The sequence below is a fragment of the Ruminococcus sp. genome (assembly GCF_024684275.1).
Genome location: NZ_JAIKXF010000096.1, coordinates 65,502 through 85,294, shown reverse-complemented (window position 1 = coordinate 85,294; position 19,793 = coordinate 65,502). Strand labels below are relative to the sequence as shown.

Sequence of the window (19,793 nt, the reverse complement as noted above, 5' to 3'; positions counted from 1 at the left end):
TATGGGCGATCTTGCAGATAAGCTTATGGAAGAGCTTGAATGCCGTACTTCTTTTACGATCCCTATATTCGGAGGTATACCTGTGCCGGAATCCTGTGTTATGACATGGATCATCATGGCTGTTCTGGTAATAGGTTCTATTATATTCACAAGAACAATGAAGGTGGTGCCAAAGGGCTTCCAGTGCCTTGTTGAAGGCTTTATATGCTGGATGGACAATTTCTTCCTTGAAATACTTGGTCCGAAGGGAAAAAAGTACCTTCCTGTACTTGAGACCCTGCTGCTTTACATAGGTATATCCAATGTGATAGGACTTGTCGGACTACGTCCGCCTACGAAAGACCTCGGTGTTACAGCTACACTTGCGATATTCGCTATACTGCTCATACAGTTCAGCGGTATACGTGAAAAAGGTATAAAAGGCTGGATGAAAGGCTTTAAAGAGCCTATGGCATTCATGCTTCCGCTGAATATCCTCGAACTTGTCATAAAGCCGCTTTCACTTTGTATGCGACTTTTCGGTAACGTTCTTGGTGCTTTCGTTATCATGGAGCTTATCAAGCTCATCATCCCTGTAGGTCTGCCGCTGGTCTTCAGCTTCTATTTCGACGTTTTCGACGGCTGCATACAGGCATATGTATTTGTATTCCTGACATCTTTGTTCATGTCAGAGGCAATGGAAGAAGAATAATCTATAATCAATCGTTCAACTGGAGGTAAACTTTTATGGGAATGATCGCAATAGGTGCAGGTCTTGCTGTACTTACAGGTGCAGGAGCAGGTATCGGTATCGGTATCGCTACTTCTAAAGCTGCTGATGCTATCGCAAAGCAGCCGGAGGCAAAAGGTGATATAAACAAGGCACTCCTTCTCGGATGTGCTCTTGCAGAAGCTACTGCTATTTACGGCTTCGTAATCGCTCTGCTCATCATACTTTTCCTTAAATGATCGCTAACGGAGGTAAAAAGATATGGGAATGATCGCAATAGGTGCAGGTCTTGCTGTACTTACAGGTGCAGGAGCAGGTATCGGTATCGGTATCGCAACATCAAAGGCTGCTGACGCTATCGCACGTCAGCCGGAAGCAAAGGGCGATATAAATAAAGCACTCCTTCTCGGATGTGCTCTCGCAGAGGCTACAGCTATTTACGGTTTCGTAATCGCTCTGCTCATCATACTTTTCCTTAAATGATGTACTATTACTTAAATATATAAAGGAGGGAAGGATATTATGCTGGATATAGACATCTGGAACTTTATATGGGCAGCGATAAACCTTGTATTGCTGTTTATACTTATGAAAATATTCCTTTTCAAACCTATCAGAAAAATGATGGATGAGCGTACACGCTCTATTCAGGATGATATTGATAACGCAAAGAAGTCCCGTGAGGAGGCAGAGGCTCTCAAACAGCAGTATGCCGACGATATAGGCGACGCTAAGGCAGAGGCTCAGAAGATACTCATGAAGGCTCATGAGGAAGCTGAATCAGAAAAGGCTGCTATGATCCGCAGATCTCAGGAGGAAGCAGATCAGATCGTTGCTGACGCTAATAAGGCTATAGAGACAGAGCGTAAGAGAGTTCTCGCTCAGGCTCAGACAGAGATCGCAGATCTCGCTATAGAAGCCGCTTCAAAGATCATCGGTGAGAATGTCGATGACGAGAAGAACCGCCGTCTCGTAGATAAATTCCTCTCTGAAGAGGAGGGCGGAAAGTAATGAACGATTTTGAAAAAGACCTTCTGAATGAACTTATCCGCTTAGAAGTGCCTCAGGAAGATGCTGAGGAAACAAAAAATATACTCTCTTCATGCCCTGATGCAGTCGATACTCTCGGAAATCCTCTGGTAACACAGGATGAGAAGAAGAATATCATTAAAAAGCTCTTTCCGGAAAGTGTACATAAATTCGTTTTCAATGCCGTAAAAGGCGGTTCTGCTGACAGAATAACTGCTATACTCGATGAGTATATGGACTATCTTATCGAAAAGGACGGAAGCATCCGTGCTGTAGTCCGCTATGTTACTCCTTTAACAGAGTCACAGCAGGCTGATCTCCGCAAATATATCATGGAGAAATTCGTCAAGGACGATGTTATCATCGAATATCGCCACGATCCGGATATTATAGGCGGTTTCATCCTCAATGCAGGCGATGTTGAGTACGATAAGAGCTACCGTACAAGTCTCCGCCTTATGAAGGAAAGCCTTCACAATAAGGCTGCTGAGTACGTCGATCAAGCCGACAGCAAGAAGATAGCTTCCGGTAAAACCGGAGACATAATCTCTGTACTTAAAACCGAAGTCAAGGACTTCGATGTAAAAGCCGGTGCTACTGAGACAGGCTTCATTACACGTCTTGGTGACGGTATTGCAAGAGTGCGTGGAATGAATTCCGTAATGTACGGCGAACTTGTTGAATTTGAGACCGGTATCCGTGGTATAGTTCAGAACCTTGAAGAAAAGACCGTCGGAGTAGTTTTGCTCGGTGACGATCACGGACTTACTGAGGGCTCATCTGTTATAAGAACAGGCAAAAGAGCCGGTATCGGTGTAAGTGATGCTCTTCTCGGCAGAGTTGTGGATGCTCTCGGTTCACCTATAGACGGACTCGGAGCTATAAATGCTGAGGACTACTTCCCTATCGAGCGTGAAGCTCCGGGAGTTATCGAGCGTAAGCCTGTAAATGTGCCGCTTCAGACCGGTATACTCGCTATCGACTCTATGTTCCCTATAGGAAGAGGTCAGCGTGAGCTTATTATCGGCGACAGACAGACCGGTAAGACCTCTATCGCTATCGATACTATCATAAATCAGAAGGGTCAGGACGTTATCTGCGTTTATGTTGCTATAGGACAGAAGTCCTCTACTGTTGCACAGGTCGTAAGCACACTTAAAAAATACGGTGCTATGGACTACTCTGTAGTTGTTTGTGCATCTGCCAGCGACCCTGCACCATTCCAGTATATCTCGCCTTATTCAGGTACTGCTATTGCTGAATACTTTATGTCAAAGGGCAAGGATGTACTTATAGTATATGATGACCTTTCAAAACACGCCGTTGCATACAGAGCTATGTCACTTCTGCTCCACAGACCTCCGGGACGTGAAGCTTACCCGGGTGACGTATTCTACCTCCATTCAAGACTTCTTGAGCGTTCAAGCCGTCTGGATGACGAACACGGCGGCGGTTCACTTACAGCTCTGCCGATAATAGAGACTCTTGCAGGCGATATTTCAGCTTATATCCCTACAAACGTTATCTCTATCACTGACGGACAGATATTCCTTGAAAGCGAACTTTTCAACTCTGGTCTGCGACCGGCTGTAAACTACGGACTTTCAGTATCCCGTGTAGGCGGTGCTGCTCAGACAAAGGCTATGAAAAAAGCTGCCGGAAATCTTCGTATCGACCTTGCTCAGTTCAAGGAAATGGAAATATTCACACAGTTCTCGTCAGAACTGGATCAGGCTACAACTGACCTTCTGGATCACGGTCATATGCTTACAGAGCTGCTGAAACAGCCGCTCTATAATCCTCATCCGCACTATGAACAGGTAATACTCCTCTATGCGGCTCAGCATGATCTTTTCAGAGGTATCCCTATAAAGGAACTCAAAGAATACTGCAGCGACCTTATGAGCTATATCAATACCTATGGTCAGGATATAATCAATGAGATCGAGGAAAATAAAGTCCTTACAGATGACCTCATGGAGCGTATCGAGCGTATAGTTACTGCTTTTGAAGAATAAGAGGTGACATTATGGCTAACATGAGAGAGATCAGAGAGCGTATCGCCAGTATCCAGCAGATATTGAAGATCACTAACGCCATGTACCTTATGTCCTCATCTAAATTAAAAAAGGCAAGGAAGTCGCTGGAAGCTACAGAGCCGTATTTCTATAAGCTTCAGGAGACTATCGAGAGCGTTCTTGAACATACTCCCCATACCCGCCAGATGTATTTCGACCGCAGAAGCGATATTCCGCCGGAAAAGCGTAAAAAAGGATATATCGTCGTTACTGCCGATAAGGGTCTGTGCGGAAGCTATAACCATAATATCCTGAAATATACCGAACAGGAGCTTGCAAAGTCTGCGGATATAAGCAACTGCTACCTTTTCGTAATAGGTCAGGTGGGAAGACAGTATTTCACGAACCGCAACAGGAACAGCTCGAAAGCTTCGGTAGACGGCGAATTCCTTTATACTACCCAGAATCCTACCCTGTACAGGGCTATGGAGATAGCTCAGCTCATTCTTGATAAGTTCGAGAACGGCGAGCTCGATGAAGTATATGTATTGTATACGGATATGGTTAACTCTAATCTTCAGGAGACAAGAACTGTCCAGCTTCTGCCTTTTGAACGCAGACATTTCGGAAAATCTCCGGACGGTACTATGAGAAAGCTGCCTAAAGCTTCATTCCTGCCTTCACCGGAGGAAGTTATGTCGCATCTGATACCAAATTATGCCAAGGGTATAATCTACGGTGCTATGGTCGAGGCTTTCTGCTGTGAACAGCAGTCAAGAATGACCGCTATGGACGCTGCTACTACAAGTGCAAAAGATATGATAAAAGACCTGTCACTTCTCTATAACCGTGCAAGACAGGCAGCTATCACTCAGGAGATCACAGAGGTCTGCGGCGGTGCAGCAAGCCTTGATGAAAATAATGAATGATAAGCAGATACTCTTTATGAAAGGGGTATGACCAACCAAAATGGAAAAAGGAAAAATAATCCAGGTCATCGGACCTGTTATAGATGTTGAGTTCAGCGGCGGAAAGCTCCCTATGATAAGGGACGCTCTCAGCGTTGAGGTGGACGGCAAAAAGCGTATCATGGAAGTCGCTCAGCATATGGGCAACCACGTTGTACGCTGCATAATGCTCGCTACCAGTGAGGGACTCAGCAAAAATATGGAGGTCACAGCTACAGGAAGCTGTATAAAAGTTCCTGTAGGTGAAAAAACTCTCGGACGTATGTTCAATGTTCTCGGTGAACCTATCGACAAGAAAGGCGATGTGGACGCTGAGGAAATGTGGGAGATACACAGAAAAGCTCCTACATTTCAGGACCAGAGCCCTGTTGTAGAGGTACTTGAAACAGGTATCAAGGTAATCGACCTTATCGCTCCTTACGCAAAGGGCGGTAAAATAGGTCTTTTCGGAGGTGCCGGCGTTGGTAAGACCGTCCTCATTCAGGAGCTTATCCGCAATATCGCTACAGAACACGGCGGTTACTCCATTTTCACCGGCGTTGGAGAGCGTTCCCGTGAGGGTAACGACCTCTGGAACGAAATGCAGGAATCAGGAGTTATCAGTAAGACCGCTCTTGTATTCGGTCAGATGAACGAGCCGCCGGGATCACGTATGCGTGTAGCTCAGACAGGTCTTACTATGGCTGAGTACTTCCGTGACAGAGAGCATAAAGACGTGCTTCTGTTCATAGATAATATATTCAGATACGTTCAGGCTGGTTCAGAGGTATCAGCTCTGCTCGGACGTATGCCTTCTGCCGTTGGTTATCAGCCAACTCTTGCAACAGAAGTCGGCGAGCTTCAGGAGCGTATCACATCTACCAAAAACGGTTCTATCACTTCGGTACAGGCTGTATATGTCCCTGCGGACGACCTCACAGACCCTGCACCTGCTATCACTTTCGCTCATCTGGACGCTACTACCGTCCTTTCAAGAAAGATAGTTGAACAGGGTATCTACCCTGCCGTAGACCCGCTTGAATCAAATTCACGTATCCTCGAACCGGAAATAGTCGGAGAGGATCACTATACAGTCGCAAGACGCACTCAGGAGCTTCTTCAGAAGTATAAGGAGCTTCAGGACATTATCGCTATCCTCGGTATGGAGGAGCTTGATGAGGAGGATAAGCTTGCAGTATATCGTGCAAGAAAGATACAGAAATTCCTCTCACAGCCTTTCAACGTTGCCGAGAATTTCACAGGACTTAAAGGTAAGTACGTTCCGCTTAAAGATACTATCGAAGGCTTCCGTGCCATTATCGACGGAGAAATGGATAAGTATCCGGAAGCTGCCTTCCTTATGGCTGGTACTATCGATGACGTTATCCATAAGGCTAAGCAGATAGGCGATGACCAGTAAGGGAGGAGCATTATGGCTAAGACCTTTCACCTTGAGATAGTCACTACTGACCGTATATTCTATAAGGGCGACTGTGAACACCTTGTTATAACTGCTATAGACGGACTTCTGGGAATACTTGCCGGTCATGAACCGCTCGTAACTGCCCTTCCTGCCGGAGAGCTGAAATACATGGTGGACGGAAAATGGCGATATGCCGCTATATCAGACGGATTTATACAGGTAATGCCTGATAAGTCGGTCATCCTTGCGGATTCCTGTGAACTTCCGGAGGAAATAGATATAAAGCGTGCTGAAGAGGCAAGAGAAAGAGCTAAAGAAAAGCTCAGACAAAAACAGAGCATCAAAGAGTATTATCAGACTCAGGCTGCCCTGAACCGTGCTATGAATCGCCTTAAAGTATCACAAAAGCATTTCAAGTGAGATGTGTCCCCCATTCCAGTGAATGGGGGATTTATGCATTATGCAAAATTAATCGCAGATACAATTGTGCATAATTTTGAATTATTAATATTTATTCCTTATATACTTGACTTTTATGCAAAAATATAGTACAATAATTGTAATTGTCACAGAGACAGAAATAAAAGGACGTACTGCCGGCAGCGTATCTGTCATGCCGGAGAAAAAGTCCGAAATAATTAGGAGGCATTGACCGTGAAAAAGATCGGCAAATCAACTTTCTTCATTGTCGTTGCTATTATCGCACTGTTTTCATGCTCTGCTATTTTCGGTGTAGACTACAGATATGGTGATATACCGAAAACTATAATCAAGGGTGTTGACGACATCCGTCTTGGTATCGATATCAAGGGCGGTGTTGACGCTACTTTTGAGCCGGCAGATGACTATGATGCATCTTCTGATCAGCTCGATGCTGCTACAGAGATCATCAAGACCAGACTTTCATCTCTGGGTATCACCGACAGTGAGGTCTACAGCGACAGCAAAAGTAACAGAATCATTGTTCGTTTCCCTTGGCAGGCAGGCGAAGAAGACTTCGACCCTGAGTCATCCGTAAAGGAACTCGGCGAAATGGCTGAGCTCACTTTCCGTATGGGTACTGAGACTACTACCGACGTAACAGGTAAGAACGCTTACAGCGGTGAAGTGGTTTTACAGGGCGGAGATGTAGAGTCAGCTTCAGTAGGTCGTCAGAACAACGAAAATTCCAAGCAGATGGAATATGTTGTTCAGCTTAAACTTAAAGATACAGGTAAAGATAAATTCGCAAACGCTACAAGTCAGGCTATGAGCTCAGGCGTTCCGATCGCTATCTGGATGGATGATGAGCAGATCTCTGCTCCTTCCGTAAATTCAGTTATCACAGACGGAAGTGCTGTTATAACCGGTAACTTTACTTACGATTCAGCTAAGAAGCTCGCTGACCAGATCAACGGCGGTGCTCTTCCTTTCAAAATGGAGACAAAGAGCACAAATACTATCTCACCTACAATGGGTGAGGGTTCACTCGATGCTATACTTCTTGCTGCCGGTATTGCTTTTGCATTTATCGCAGTATATATGGTATTCCTTTACAGACTTCCGGGATTCGTTGCAGTTCTCGCTCTTATGGGACAGATCACAGGTTCTATCGCATTCGTAACAGGCTGGTTCGGATTCATGCCGGGTTCAACTCTTACTATCCCAGGTATCGCAGGTATCATCCTCGCTGTTGGTATGGGCGTTGACGCTAATATCATCACAGGTGAGCGTATCAAGGAAGAGCTCAGATCAGGCAAGAGCCTCGATGGTGCTATCAAGGTCGCTTACAAGAGAGCTTTCTCTGCTATCCTTGACGGTAATATAACAAACGTTATCATCGCTGTTATCCTTATGGGTGCATTCGGTGTTCCTTCAAGCTTCTTCTCAAAGATACTCAACAAGACTATATTCTTCATGTTCGGAGCAACTGCTGAAGGTTTCGTTTATTCATTCGGCTTCACACTCCTCGCAGGTGTTATACTCAACTTCGTAATGGGTGTGTTCGCTTCAAGACTTATGGTTACATCACTTTCAAAGTTCAAATGCTTTAAAAGTAAAAAGCTTTACGGAGGTGATGCAGAATGAGTACTAAAAATACTAAAAAGGATATAGAGGCACTCATGCCTGAAAAGGTTTATAACATCACCGGAAAGAAAAAAATGATACTCAGCATCGTTATCGGTGTTGTTATCGCTCTTATCGTCGGACTTATCATCAGAGGCGTGAATATCGCTATCGAGTTCAAGGGCGGTACTATGATGACTTATACCTACAGCGGTGATGTTGACACTGCTGAGGTCGAAAAGGCAGTTAAGGAAATTGTTGATACTTCCGTTAACGTCCGCAAGGGTGAGAGTATCTCAACAGGCGACAAGCAGATAACTATCTCATTCAGCACAAAGGAAGGCTTCACAGGCGACAGGCAGTCTGAGCTTACTAACAAGCTTCAGGAGAAGTTCCCGAACAACGAGATCGAACTCTTTGACTCAAACGACGTTAACCCGTCAACAGGTCGTGAGTTCTTCATCAAGTGTCTCGTAGCTATTGCTTTCGCAGCTCTTATAGTTATCATCTATATCGCTATAAGATTCCGCAGAATAGGCGGTTGGTCAGCAGGTGTATGCTCAATATTCGCTCTCTGCCACGACCTCCTCGTTGCAATAACTATCAATATTCTCTTCGGATTTGAATTCAACTCAAATACCGTTGCAGTACTTCTTACAATTCTCGGTTACTCTATCAACAATACTATCGTTATCTACGACAGAATCAGAGAGAACCGCAAGCTTATGCCAAAGGCTTCTCTTAACGAGCTTATCAATGTAAGCTGCACACAGTCGCTTACACGTTCTATCAGAACATCTATCACAACTATCGGTACAATGCTGGTAGTAACAATAGTTGTTATGGTAACAGGCTATGATTCGCTCCTCAGCTTCTCTGTTCCGCTTATGATGGGACTTATCTCAGGTACGTTCTCATCACTCTTCGTTGCACCTGTAACATGGTCATGGTGGATGAACAAGAGAGCTGCAAAGGGAAAAGCTTCAAAGTAAAACAAAGACCGTCCGCTTGAGCGGACGGTTTTATTTGTGGGGCGAATACTGTTCGCCCATAAATTTTTAGCATAATAAAAAGCACTCCGTCGGAGTGCTTTTTTATTACTTGAAATGCTTCTGCGATATTTTCAGTCGGTTCATAGCGCGGTTGAGAGCAGCCTGAGTTTCATAATACTCCTTGATGCTCTGCTTCTGTCTGAGGCGTTCCTCGGCGCGTTCACGGGCTTCCTGAGCACGTTTGATGTCGATTTCCTCGGGGAGCTCGCAGGTCTCTGCAAGGATTATGGACGAATCCGGCATTACCTGTATGAAGCCCTCGGATATAGCGGCGTATTTCCATTCGCCGTCCACGAGGTACTTCAGCTCGCCTGTAGGTAAACAGGTTACCAGCGGCTCATGTCCTGCCATTATACCGAGAAGTCCGTCTATAGCGGTTATAACGAGGTGCTCGGTCTCGCCGCTGAAGAATACGCGGTCTGTAGCGATTATTTCAAGGTGAAAGGTCTTAGCCATAGTTAAGCCTCCCTTTTACTCTTCCATCTGACGAGCCTTCATTATAACGTCGTCGATAGTTCCTGCCATGAGGAATGCAGCCTCGGGGTATTTGTCCATTTCGCCGTCGATAATAGCCTTGAAGCCTTCGATGGTGTCCTTTAATGGAACATATTTGCCCTTGAGACCTGTGAAGTTTTCGGCAACATTGAAGGGCTGTGAGAGGAACTTCTGTATCTTTCTTGCACGGTATACAGCCAGTTTGTCGTCCTCATCAAGCTCCTCCATACCGAGGATAGCGATGATATCCTGCAATTCCTTGTATTTCTGGAGAAGCTCCTGTGTGCGTCTTGCAACGGTGTAATGCTCCTCGCCGACTATCTCGGGTTCAAGGATACGTGAGTTTGATTCAAGAGGATCAACGGCAGGATAGATACCCTGCTCGACTATCTTACGGGAAAGTACCGTAGTAGCGTCAAGATGTGCAAATGTTACCGCAGGTGCAGGGTCAGTAAGGTCGTCAGCAGGGACGTATACAGCCTGTACTGAGGTTATAGAGCCGTTTTTTGTAGAGGTGATACGCTCCTGAAGCTCGCCCACCTCATTAGCCAGAGTAGGCTGATAGCCAACGGCAGAGGGCATACGTCCTAAAAGCGCTGATACCTCTGAGCCAGCCTGTACGTAACGGAAGATATTGTCGATAAAGAGAAGAACGTCCTTGTGCTCGCGGTCACGGAAGTACTCAGCCATAGTAAGACCTGTCTGAGCAACACGCATACGGGAGCCGGGGGGCTCGTTCATCTGACCGAAAACAAGAGCTGTTTTGGAGATTACTCCCGATTCCTGCATTTCGTTCCAGAGATCGTTGCCCTCACGGGAACGCTCTCCTACACCTGTAAATATAGAGTAGCCGCCGTGCTCTGTGGCGATATTTCTGATAAGCTCCTGTATAAGAACGGTCTTGCCAACGCCTGCACCGCCGAAAAGTCCTATCTTACCGCCCTTAGCGTAGGGAGCGATAAGGTCTATGACCTTGATGCCTGTTTCGAGGACTTCTACAACAGGGCTCTGATCCTGAAATGTAGGAGCTTTGCGGTGTATCTCCCATTTTTCTTCTGTCTCGACGTCGCCCTTCTTGTCGATAGGCTCGCCGAGTACGTTGAACATACGTCCGAGAGTCTGCTCGCCTACAGGCACCTTGATACAAGAGCCTGTTGAAGTGACTTCCATATTCTTGCTGAGTCCCTCACTGGACGCCAGCATGATACAGCGGACTATGTGGTTGCCCATATGCTGAGCGACCTCCATAACGCGTTTTTTTCCGTCTACCTCGACGGTGAGGGCGTCCCTTATCATAGGGAGCTTTCCAGCGCCGAATTCAACATCTATAACAGGTCCGATGACCTGTGTTATTCTGCCTTTTTCCATTTTTTTCTCCTTTGTTTAAGAGAATTTGGGATAAACCTATTGTAGAGAACGCCGCCTCGGCGTTCCACATAATTTATGTAACATTATGTAGGGGAGGGCGCCCTCGCCCTCCCGCGATAGACGTATAATTTCGATCGGGAGCCCGAGGGCGGGCTCCCCTACAATTGGTTCATTTTGTTTATTTGCAATACACGGAACGCCGAGGGCGGCGTTCCCTACGATCATTCAACGAGAGACTGTGCACCGCCGCATACCTCGGTTATCTCCTGAGTTATTGCAGCCTGTCTTGCGCGGTTGTAGAGCAGTGAAAGGTCCTTTATCATGTCCTTTGCACTGGTGGTAGCTGCGTCCATAGCGGTCATACGGGACTGCTGCTCGCAGCAGAATGCCTCGACCATAGCACCGTAGATGATACCCTTTGCGTACTGTGGTATGAGATAGTTCATTACCTCCTCGGGAGAGGGCATGAACGAAGCCTTTGGCAGCTTCTTCATAGTGCCGTCAGCTGCCTTGCCGAAGTGCTTGCGCTCAAAGGGGAGCAGACGGAGCGTTCTTGTCTCCTGAAGGCTTGAATTGACCATATCCGTGTATATGAGGTAAACTTCGTCCAGCTCGCGGTTCCCGAACTTTTCAAGAACTACCTCTGCTATCTCACGGGCTCTGTATAGCGTGGGATTCTGGGTGGTATAGAGAAATTCGCCGTCAACGGACGCCTTTTTATCGCTGCCTATACGCCTCTGATAGTACATTCTGCCCACCTGGCCCATAACGAAAAGGTAGCAGTTGTCAAGGTCACCGGCCTCGTCAAGCTTCTGGTCGGTGTATTTCAGTATATTGTGGTTGTAGCTTCCGCAGAGTCCCTTATCGCCTGTTATGACGATATAGCCCTTTTTACGCTTATCCTCGGGAATATCCTTACGTCTGTCGAAGTAGAGCTGACGGGTGTGCGGAGTATGCTCAAGTACGCTTTCGATAGTGGACTGGAGCTTATAGAAGTATGGCTCTGTACATTCAAGCGACTTCCTTGCCTTTTTAAGCTTTGAGGACGACATGAGGTACATAGCATTTGTTATTTTCAGTATCTGCTGGATACTTGCGATCCTTTCGCGGATCTCTCTCATGTTAGGCATAGCTTGTCACCGCCTTATTCTTCAAAAGCTGTGAGTATTTTTTCGATACGGTCTGCAAGATCGTCGGTGAGGACCTTTTTCTCCTCTATCTCGGAGATTATATCCTGACCGTAGCTTCTGATATATGTCATGAGGTCTGTGCGGTACTCTCTAAGATCCTTGAGGGGGATACCCTTGAAGAAATCATGCTGTGCCGCATAGAGGAGTATGACCTGCTCGTAGTGGGGCAGAGGATTGTACAGGGGCTGCTTGAGAAGCTCTGTGAGCATACGTCCATGATCGAGAAGCTCTGTTGTGGACTGGTCAAGCTCTGAGGAGAACTGAGTGAATATCTCCATTTCCTTGAACTGAGCAAGGTCGATACGGAGATTTCCTGAAGCCTTCTTCATAGCCTTTGTCTGAGCTGCGCCGCCTACACGGGATACAGAGAGTCCGTAGTTTACCGCAGGACGGAGACCTGAGTTGAAAAGCTCGCTCTCTAAGAATATCTGACCGTCAGTAATGGATATTACGTTAGTCGGGATATAAGCGGATATATCGCCTGCAAGAGTTTCAATGATCGGCAGAGCTGTAAGTGAGCCGCCGCCGTGCTCGTCGTCAAGACGGCTGGAGCGCTCTAAAAGTCTCGAATGGAGGTAAAATACGTCGCCGGGGTAAGCCTCACGTCCCGGAGGACGGTGGAGCAGAAGCGACATGGCTCTGTATGCGACGGCGTGTTTTGAAAGGTCATCGTATACTATGAGTACGTCCTTGCCCTTTGACATGAAGTACTCAGCGATAGCAGTACCCGAATACGGTGATATATACTGGAAAGGCGCAGGATCGCTGGCAGAAGCGCATACAACTACGGAGTAATCCATAGCGCCGTATTTTTTCAGTGTATTTACGATCTGTGCAACGGTAGAGGACTTCTGACCTATGGCAACATAGATGCAGATAACGTCCTGTCCCTTCTGATTAATTATGGTATCAACGGCGATAGAGGTCTTACCTGTCTGTCTGTCGCCGATAATGAGCTCACGCTGTCCGCGTCCGATAGGGAACATTGAGTCGATAGCAAGGATACCTGTCTGGAGCGGCGTATTTACGGGCTTACGCTCAATAACACCCGGAGCCTCACGCTCGATAGGGAAGTAATCGTCAGCCTTGATAGCTCCGAGGCCGTCGATAGGTGAGCCGAGGGCGTCAACTACTCGTCCGAGGAGCTCGTCGCTTACGCCGATACCTGCTCTCTTGCCTGTTCTGATAACTGATGAGCCCTCTGTGAGACCGTGGTCGTCACCGAGAAGAACGACGCCAATGGACTTCTCTTCAAGGTTCTGAACGATACCTCTGATACCTGTCTCAAACTCTACAAGCTCTCCGTACATTACGGAATTCATGCCGTAAACTCGTGCGATACCGTCGCCGAGACGGGTTACAAAGCCTGTTTCTGTAGCGCCTGACTTAACGTCAAAATCGCGCACCTCTGTTTTGAGTACTGAGATTATGTCGCTGTTTTTGCTTTTTACAGCGGCAGGAGCGTCCACGTACTCAGCAGCCTTTGTCTGGAGGGTATCCTTCATAAGGCGGAGGCTCGTGCGGTAGCTCTTGTCGTATTCAAGGTCGCCTGCGTTGAGTATAAATCCGCCGATAATATCGGGATCGTGCTTATACTCTATATCCACGTCCTCTTTTACGAATTTGTCCATGATGAACTGGCGCAGATCAGCCTGTTGTGACTCCGTAAGGGGAGTAACATAGCGGACTACAGCCTTTATGCTGCCCTGTCTGTCAAGGAGTATATCCTCGTACTCGTCCAGTATCTCGCCGATATATCCAACAGCGCCGCTGCGGACGGTATTTATCATGAATTTCTGAACCGATTCGGGAAAGAGCTTGGAAATTATACTGCGCTTTTCGTCGTGTGTAACAAGGGGATTTGCCAGAGTATCAGCCACGTCGGGGCAGGTCTCGAGTACACGCCTTGTTTCTGAGCAGTCAGTCTGGGAAACGTCCAGACGTACCAGCTCTTTCAGGAGTTCTCTGTCTGTGTCTCTCATTTCTTGCCCTCCTCATCGGAAAGGAACTTATCTACAAGTCGGCGGTTCTTCTCGTCGTCAACATTCTCGCCGATGATCTTGGAAGCAGCCTCGATAGCAAGGTCTGCGATCTCAGACTGAGCCTGACGGAGAACGCGCTTTCTCTCGTTTTCTATGGTCTTGTCTGCGTCGGCAACTATCCTTTCAGCCTCCTCCTTAGACTTTCTGATAATTGCGCTACGCTCGGATTCGGCGTCTTCATGCGCCTTCATTATGATCTGGTTAGCCTTTTCCTTTGCCTCGCTGATAGAGTCCTCATACTGCTGACGGAGCTCCTCAGCCTCAGTTTTTGCCTTTTCGGCAGAGTCGAGGTTATCCTGTATGGTGCGGGTACGCTCGCTTTTCATCTTGTTTATAGGCTTGAAAAGGAATATCCTGAGCAGAATAAACAGTATCAGGACGTTTGCGACGGCCTCGATAATGTACCAGAATTCAAATTTGATCATTATATGCCCTCCTTAGATATGATAGCTGACGGCTTACATTTTGCCGATAATAAGGAGCGCGATAACAAATCCGTATATAGCGGTAGCCTCTGCGAGGGCACAGCCCAGCAGAAGTGCTGTTCTTATATCGCCCTTAGCCTCGGGCTGACGAGCGATAGATTCAGTAGCCTTAGCGGTTGCGATTCCTATACCAATACCTGCGCCTGCACCTGTAAGAACAGCGATTGCAGCGCCTAAAGCAATAAGTCCCATTTTAATATACCTCCATATATGTAATGATCACATTTTACCGATGATAAGAAGTGCGATAACGAAGCCGTAGATCGCCGTAGCCTCCGCGAGGGCACAGCCCAGCAGAAGTGCTGTTCTTATATCGCCCTTAGCCTCGGGCTGACGAGCGATAGATTCAGTAGCCTTAGCGGTTGCGATTCCTATACCGATACCTGCACCTGCACCCGTAAGTACAGCGATTGCAGCGCCTAATGCGATGAGTCCCATAAATTATACCTCCGTGAAGTTAATGATGTTCTTCCTCAATGGCTTCTGCCGTATAGAGGGAAGTAAGGAATACGAATACATAAGCCTGTAAAAGTCCGTCAAAGATATCGAAATAAGCGCTTGCGATAACAGGAACGCCTATTGGAATAAGACCCTTGATGAGCTCCATTACTACGAAAGCTCCGAGCACATTACCGAAAAGTCGCATACAAAGCGACAGCGGACGGGTTATAAGGTCCAGAAGATTTATAGGGTTGAGGAAGCTTTTCAGCCACTTAAGCGGACCTTTTTCAATAATGAAGGCAGCCTGTACGAATATTATAGCGATACCTGCCAGCGCCGCAGTGACGTTGATGTCCTTTGTAGGCGGTACAAAGCCGAAAAGTCCGAATAAATTGGCAAATGCTATGTAGATTATCAGCGTTTCAAGGAAAGGCAGATATTTTTTGCCGTGAGGACCGAGTATCCCGGTGAAAAAGTTGTCAAGCCAGTCAACGATACCCTCAAGTATGCACTGAGAGCCTGTAGGCACTTTTTTCAGCTTTCGGGTAAAAATAATTGAAAGCAGCACTATTACCGCCATTATTATCCATGTGACAACGCAGGAATCTGCAACGGGTATCCCACCGAATATCGGGATAATAAAGGCTGTTTTGGATTCAAGCTCTTCCATGATATTGTCCATGATAACACCCTCTTTCATTATGGCTATGCGCCAAAATAATAAAACGGAGACTGCAATTACACAAATCTCCGTTGATTGAGTCTTGATAAGGTACAGATATACGGTCCGACGGACTTTTTTCAAGCAGCGGTGGTATATCCTTTCCACACCCTTATATAATATAACAAAATCCGCTTATTGTCAAGAGTTTGACGAAAAAATTCACATAATCAATAAGAATGAATTTATATCAAAATGGTTATTTTCCATCGCCCTCTGAGAGCTTTATGGCGCGGTCAAGGCGTTCTATTGCGCCTGAGTTGAGTTTTTCCGCAAGGCGTATGCGGTCAAGCTCTTTTTTGAATGCGCCGAGCTCATTTGCTATTTTGCGCATTATTTCCTCATTCTGTATCTGCTTATCCTCTAAAGCACATACTCTTTTGATAAGGTCGTTGACATTTGCGGCAAGCATTTCGTTGGCTGTATTCTGTCTTTCGCCGAATTCCGTAAGCTTTTCGGCAGCCTTGAGCGCTCCGATCTTCTCATGGCCTTTAAAGGTCATCATTTTCTCGTTTGTAAGCTTTAAATCGGACAATTTGTTCACTCCTTATTTTTTCTCTGTCTTTACTGTTCTTTTCCGAGAGATGTTCCGTAGGACATGAGCTTTGTACGCCAGTAATTCAGCGTATCCTCGACGGTCTGCTCAATAGTTATCTGCGCAGACCAGCCTGTATCCGCAAGGATACGTGATACATCGGGCTCTATCAGCGGTATGTCAGAGGCTCTCATGCGGCTGGGGTCCTGTTTTACCTCGATGGGACGCTTCGCAAAGGACAGCGCAGTATCGAGAATGAACTGTATCTCAACAGCCCTGCCTCTTCCCACATTGTAGACAGTGCCTTTTCTGCCCTTTTCACCGAGAAGCCTGTATGCCTTGACAACGTCGCGGACATCGGTGAAATCGCGCTTTGCAGAGAGATTTCCCACGCTTATGACAGGTTCGCGCAGTCCTTTCTCGATTTCCGCTATCTGACGGCAGAAATCCGAGATAACGAAGATATTGCTCTGCGCAGGTCCAGAGTGATTGAAGGCACGGACCATTATTATATCCATTTTGTATGCTCTTGCGTATATCTCGCCCAGCATACCCTGGCAAGCTTTAGTTGCGGCATAGATATTTCCCGGATTCAGAGGCTCTGACTCACTCAGCGGACAGGCGCCCTCACGGATATAGCCGTATTCCTCGCCCGAGCCGATAAGCACGGTCCGTATGTCCTTTTTTTCGGTTTCGCGGAGAGCTTCAAGAACATTTATAGTTCCCACAACGTTTATCTCTGCGGTGAGCTGAGGGCGCTTCCACGATACGGAAACGGAGCTCTGAGCTGCAAGGTGATATACGATATCGGGGGATATTTTTTCAAGAAGCGCCGATATATCCTCTTTTTTCATAATATCCAGAGGATATGAGGGACAGCTCTCGCTTATATTTTCATCAGGCAGACAGGTAGCGTGTACCTCCCAGCCTGCGCCGCAGAGCTCGCGGATAAGGTATCCGCCCACAAAGCCTGCCGCACCTATTATCAATGCTTTCAAATGTCTGCCTCCCTTAGCGGTTATTTCAGTAATTCATACAGGTCGTTCAGTATCTTTTTCTCGTTGAAGTCCTTCTGTACACGCTCTGCGGCGGCTCTGCCGTATTTTTCGCGGAGCTCCTTATCCTCTGCAAGGCGCATTATTGCCTTTGCAAGAGCATCTGGCGACGAGGGCGGTACGGTAAGTCCCGTTTTGCCGTGGAGACTTACATAGGGGACTCCCGAGGGGAGAGATGTATTGATGACGGGTTTTCCGTAGACCATAGCCTCCAGCTGTACTATGCCGAATGCCTCGCTTGGAGCTACCGACGGAAGCACGAAGATGTCGCAGTCGGCATAAGCCTGACGGAGCTCCTCATCGGGGAGAAATCCCAGAAAATGAACCTTTTCCTCCATTTCGTGAGCGGCGGAATAGCCTTTCAGCTTGTCCGCAAGCTCGCCTGTGCCTGCAATGAAAAGCTCGCAGCCTTTTACTTTTGTAAAGGCGCGGAGAAGCACGTCAACGCCCTTGTAATAGACAAGTCTGCCTGTGAAGAACACCTTGATGCTGTTCTTGTCAGAGGCTCTTTCGGTGAGTACTGGACGGCGCTGTACAGCAAGGTATTCCTCGGGGATAATGCCATATGGCAGAACTCTGCACTTATCCGCAAATTCAGGCAGGTACAGAGAATGCTTCACATGACCTTCCGTAGCCGTCAGTATCATATCAGCCCTTTTCAGCAGATAGCGCATGAACGGCTTGTAAAAGAGCATGAGTTTCTTTTGCTTTACAATGTCACTGTGCCATGACACCACTACCTTGCCCTTGAAGCCTGACAGCATAAGCGCCGCGTCTGCAAGGGGAAATGGTACATGGATATGGACAATATCGGCTTTTTTAGCCATTTTCCGCAAATATTTGAAGAAAGAAAGTGAGATCGGGCATTTGAAATATGTTCCGAAGCTTCCTGCACGGGTTATATCAACGCCGCACATTTTCTCGCGGATAGTCCTGCCCCGTCCGTCACGGCAGACGAGAGCCTTTACCTCAACACCGTCAAGTCTGCCCAGCTCCTCGGAATACTGCCTGATTATGGTCTCGATACCGCCGATATGGGGATAATAAGCCTTGTTTACTTCAAGAATCCTAAGTTTTTTACTCATTTTTCAGCTCCCTGTATACGTCCATGAGCATTTTTGCAGAGCGCTCCCATGTAAAGCCCTGAGCTCTTTCAAGTCCTCTGCGGCTCAGCTCGCTGCGTAGCTTTTCGTCGCTGTAGAGCTTATAAAGTCCGCGGGCTATGCTCTTTATGTCATAAGCGTCGCATATCACTGCGCAGTCACCTGTTACCTCGGGTAGAGAAGCCTCGCCAGAAGCCAGCACGGGTACTCCGCAAGCCATAGCCTCTAAAGGAGGCATACCAAAGCCCTCATACAGCGACGGGAAAACGAATGCTAAAGCACCGCACATGAGAGGGTTCATGTCCTCTGAGGGGACGTATTTTGTGAAGATGATATTCTTTTCCATGCCCAGCTTTTCAACGCGGCAGTAGATGCCCTTGTCGAGCCAGCCCTTGCCCCCTGCAAGCACCAGCTTAGGAGCTTTTTCACCGACTTTTTTGGCAAAGGCGGCATAAGCTGAGATAAGGCGCTCTAAGTTCTTTCGCGGCTCGATAGTCCCTACGTAGAGGAAGTAGTCACCCTCAATTTCAAGGGACTTTTTCACCTCGGGGATACGCTGAGGCTCTGTACATGGGTGAAAGCGTTCAAGGTCAACTCCGCAGGGGACTACCCTGATTTTGCTTTCACATTTCGGAAAATACTTTATTATCTCGGTTTTTGAGAATTCCGAGTCCGTAACGATAAGGTCTGCACGTCTTATGGAGCGTTTCAGACCTATATCAAGCATATATTTTGTTCTTCCGCGGACTGTCTCGGGGAAGGTCTTGTACACCATATCGTGGACTGTGACCACCTTTTTGCCGTGGACAAAGGGCGGAATGATATAGTTGAAAAAGTGAGTGATATGGGACTTTCTGCCGAAGAAGAAGGAATATGGAACCGGCAGAAATGTGCTGACAGCCCTGTAGACAAAGCCCGAAAAGCCCGATGTATTGAGCTTTATATCCTTGCCTGCAAGCTTCTTCACACGCTTTATTCGTTCAGTGTCACCACTTGTAAAAAAGCTGTATTCGTATTTATTCTCGGGGAAAAGCTCTGCCACAGCCTGAGTCTGTCCAAGCTCGCACCAGCCGATGCCCGTCATTTTTTCGCTGCAAATAGGCACAGCGTCGAAGGTTATCTTCATATTAGCTC

The 19,793-nt window shown here is 47.0% G+C and carries 22 protein-coding genes; 10 read left to right on the top strand and 12 right to left on the bottom strand.

What is annotated here, in order from left to right; all coding sequences use genetic code 11:
* Position 1 precedes the first annotated feature (1 nt).
* The 10 genes from K5677_RS11250 to secF all read left to right on the top strand — a co-directional run bounded on the left by K5677_RS11250 (position 2) and on the right by secF (position 9,164).
* Positions 2-691, top strand: coding sequence for a F0F1 ATP synthase subunit A (locus tag K5677_RS11250; protein ID WP_296728027.1), 690 nt, complete (start codon positions 2-4; stop codon positions 689-691).
* A gap of 35 nt (positions 692-726) precedes the next feature.
* A complete protein-coding gene (gene atpE / locus K5677_RS11245) occupies positions 727-948 on the top strand; it encodes an ATP synthase F0 subunit C (RefSeq protein WP_296728025.1) in 222 nt (73 codons plus the stop codon).
* Positions 949-970: 22 nt separating this feature from the next.
* Entirely contained in the window at positions 971-1,192 is a 222-nt protein-coding gene (gene atpE / locus K5677_RS11240) for an ATP synthase F0 subunit C (protein WP_296728024.1), read from the top strand.
* 39 nt (positions 1,193-1,231) lie between these two features.
* Complete coding sequence (gene atpF / locus K5677_RS11235) at positions 1,232-1,720, top strand: F0F1 ATP synthase subunit B (RefSeq protein WP_296728021.1); 489 nt, start codon at positions 1,232-1,234, stop codon at positions 1,718-1,720.
* On the top strand, positions 1,720-3,756 hold the full coding sequence (atpA, locus tag K5677_RS11230; RefSeq protein WP_296728019.1) for a F0F1 ATP synthase subunit alpha: 2,037 nt from the start codon (positions 1,720-1,722) through the stop codon (positions 3,754-3,756). Before atpF (K5677_RS11235) ends, atpA (K5677_RS11230) begins: the two co-directional genes overlap by 1 nt.
* A gap of 11 nt (positions 3,757-3,767) precedes the next feature.
* A complete protein-coding gene (gene atpG, locus K5677_RS11225) occupies positions 3,768-4,685 on the top strand; it encodes an ATP synthase F1 subunit gamma (RefSeq protein WP_296728016.1) in 918 nt (305 codons plus the stop codon).
* A 40-nt stretch (positions 4,686-4,725) separates the two neighbouring features.
* Positions 4,726-6,123 (top strand): F0F1 ATP synthase subunit beta, encoded by a 1,398-nt coding sequence (gene atpD, locus K5677_RS11220; RefSeq protein ID WP_296728015.1) that lies wholly within the window; start codon positions 4,726-4,728, stop codon positions 6,121-6,123.
* 12 nt (positions 6,124-6,135) lie between these two features.
* On the top strand, positions 6,136-6,546 hold the full coding sequence (locus tag K5677_RS11215; RefSeq protein WP_296728014.1) for a F0F1 ATP synthase subunit epsilon: 411 nt from the start codon (positions 6,136-6,138) through the stop codon (positions 6,544-6,546).
* A gap of 234 nt (positions 6,547-6,780) precedes the next feature.
* A complete protein-coding gene (locus K5677_RS11210; protein WP_296728012.1) occupies positions 6,781-8,193 on the top strand; it encodes a SecD/SecF family protein translocase subunit in 1,413 nt (470 codons plus the stop codon).
* Positions 8,190-9,164: a protein translocase subunit SecF gene (gene secF / locus K5677_RS11205; RefSeq protein ID WP_296728011.1), complete on the top strand. Its 975-nt coding sequence runs from the start codon at positions 8,190-8,192 to the stop codon at positions 9,162-9,164. Before K5677_RS11210 ends, secF begins: the two co-directional genes overlap by 4 nt.
* Positions 9,165-9,269: 105 nt before the next feature.
* On the opposite strand, the gene atpC is transcribed toward secF, so the two are convergent.
* The 12 genes from atpC to K5677_RS11145 form a co-directional block, all read right to left on the bottom strand.
* The gene (gene atpC, locus K5677_RS11200) at positions 9,270-9,680 is read right to left on the bottom strand and encodes an ATP synthase F1 subunit epsilon (protein ID WP_296728008.1); all 411 of its coding nucleotides are present in this window, start codon (positions 9,678-9,680) and stop codon (positions 9,270-9,272) included.
* 15 nt (positions 9,681-9,695) lie between these two features.
* Positions 9,696-11,087: a F0F1 ATP synthase subunit beta gene (gene atpD / locus K5677_RS11195; protein WP_296728006.1), complete on the bottom strand. Its 1,392-nt coding sequence runs from the start codon at positions 11,085-11,087 to the stop codon at positions 9,696-9,698.
* A gap of 221 nt (positions 11,088-11,308) precedes the next feature.
* Positions 11,309-12,217 (bottom strand): ATP synthase F1 subunit gamma, encoded by a 909-nt coding sequence (gene atpG / locus K5677_RS11190; RefSeq protein WP_296728004.1) that lies wholly within the window; start codon positions 12,215-12,217, stop codon positions 11,309-11,311.
* A gap of 14 nt (positions 12,218-12,231) precedes the next feature.
* Positions 12,232-14,259 carry a F0F1 ATP synthase subunit alpha gene (gene atpA / locus K5677_RS11185; RefSeq protein WP_296728002.1) on the bottom strand — a complete coding sequence of 676 codons (2,028 nt, stop codon included), beginning with the start codon at positions 14,257-14,259 and terminating at the stop codon, positions 12,232-12,234.
* The gene (gene atpF, locus K5677_RS11180) at positions 14,256-14,744 is read right to left on the bottom strand and encodes a F0F1 ATP synthase subunit B (RefSeq protein ID WP_296727999.1); all 489 of its coding nucleotides are present in this window, start codon (positions 14,742-14,744) and stop codon (positions 14,256-14,258) included. Before atpF (K5677_RS11180) ends, atpA (K5677_RS11185) begins: the two co-directional genes overlap by 4 nt.
* A 33-nt stretch (positions 14,745-14,777) precedes the next feature.
* The gene (atpE, locus tag K5677_RS11175) at positions 14,778-14,996 is read right to left on the bottom strand and encodes an ATP synthase F0 subunit C (RefSeq protein ID WP_296727998.1); all 219 of its coding nucleotides are present in this window, start codon (positions 14,994-14,996) and stop codon (positions 14,778-14,780) included.
* A 27-nt stretch (positions 14,997-15,023) separates the two neighbouring features.
* On the bottom strand, positions 15,024-15,242 hold the full coding sequence (gene atpE, locus K5677_RS11170; protein WP_296727998.1) for an ATP synthase F0 subunit C: 219 nt from the start codon (positions 15,240-15,242) through the stop codon (positions 15,024-15,026).
* 19 nt (positions 15,243-15,261) lie between these two features.
* On the bottom strand, positions 15,262-15,927 hold the full coding sequence (locus K5677_RS11165) for a F0F1 ATP synthase subunit A (protein WP_296727996.1): 666 nt from the start codon (positions 15,925-15,927) through the stop codon (positions 15,262-15,264).
* A 238-nt stretch (positions 15,928-16,165) separates the two neighbouring features.
* Positions 16,166-16,510 carry a hypothetical protein gene (locus K5677_RS11160; protein WP_296727994.1) on the bottom strand — a complete coding sequence of 115 codons (345 nt, stop codon included), beginning with the start codon at positions 16,508-16,510 and terminating at the stop codon, positions 16,166-16,168.
* 20 nt (positions 16,511-16,530) lie between these two features.
* Positions 16,531-17,499 carry a GDP-mannose 4,6-dehydratase gene (locus tag K5677_RS11155; RefSeq protein ID WP_296727992.1) on the bottom strand — a complete coding sequence of 323 codons (969 nt, stop codon included), beginning with the start codon at positions 17,497-17,499 and terminating at the stop codon, positions 16,531-16,533.
* Positions 17,500-17,519: 20 nt separating this feature from the next.
* Complete coding sequence (locus K5677_RS11150) at positions 17,520-18,641, bottom strand: glycosyltransferase (RefSeq protein ID WP_296727991.1); 1,122 nt, start codon at positions 18,639-18,641, stop codon at positions 17,520-17,522.
* The gene (locus K5677_RS11145) at positions 18,634-19,785 is read right to left on the bottom strand and encodes a glycosyltransferase family 1 protein (RefSeq protein ID WP_296727990.1); all 1,152 of its coding nucleotides are present in this window, start codon (positions 19,783-19,785) and stop codon (positions 18,634-18,636) included. Before K5677_RS11145 ends, K5677_RS11150 begins: the two co-directional genes overlap by 8 nt.
* Between the last annotated feature and the right edge of the window lie 8 nt (positions 19,786-19,793).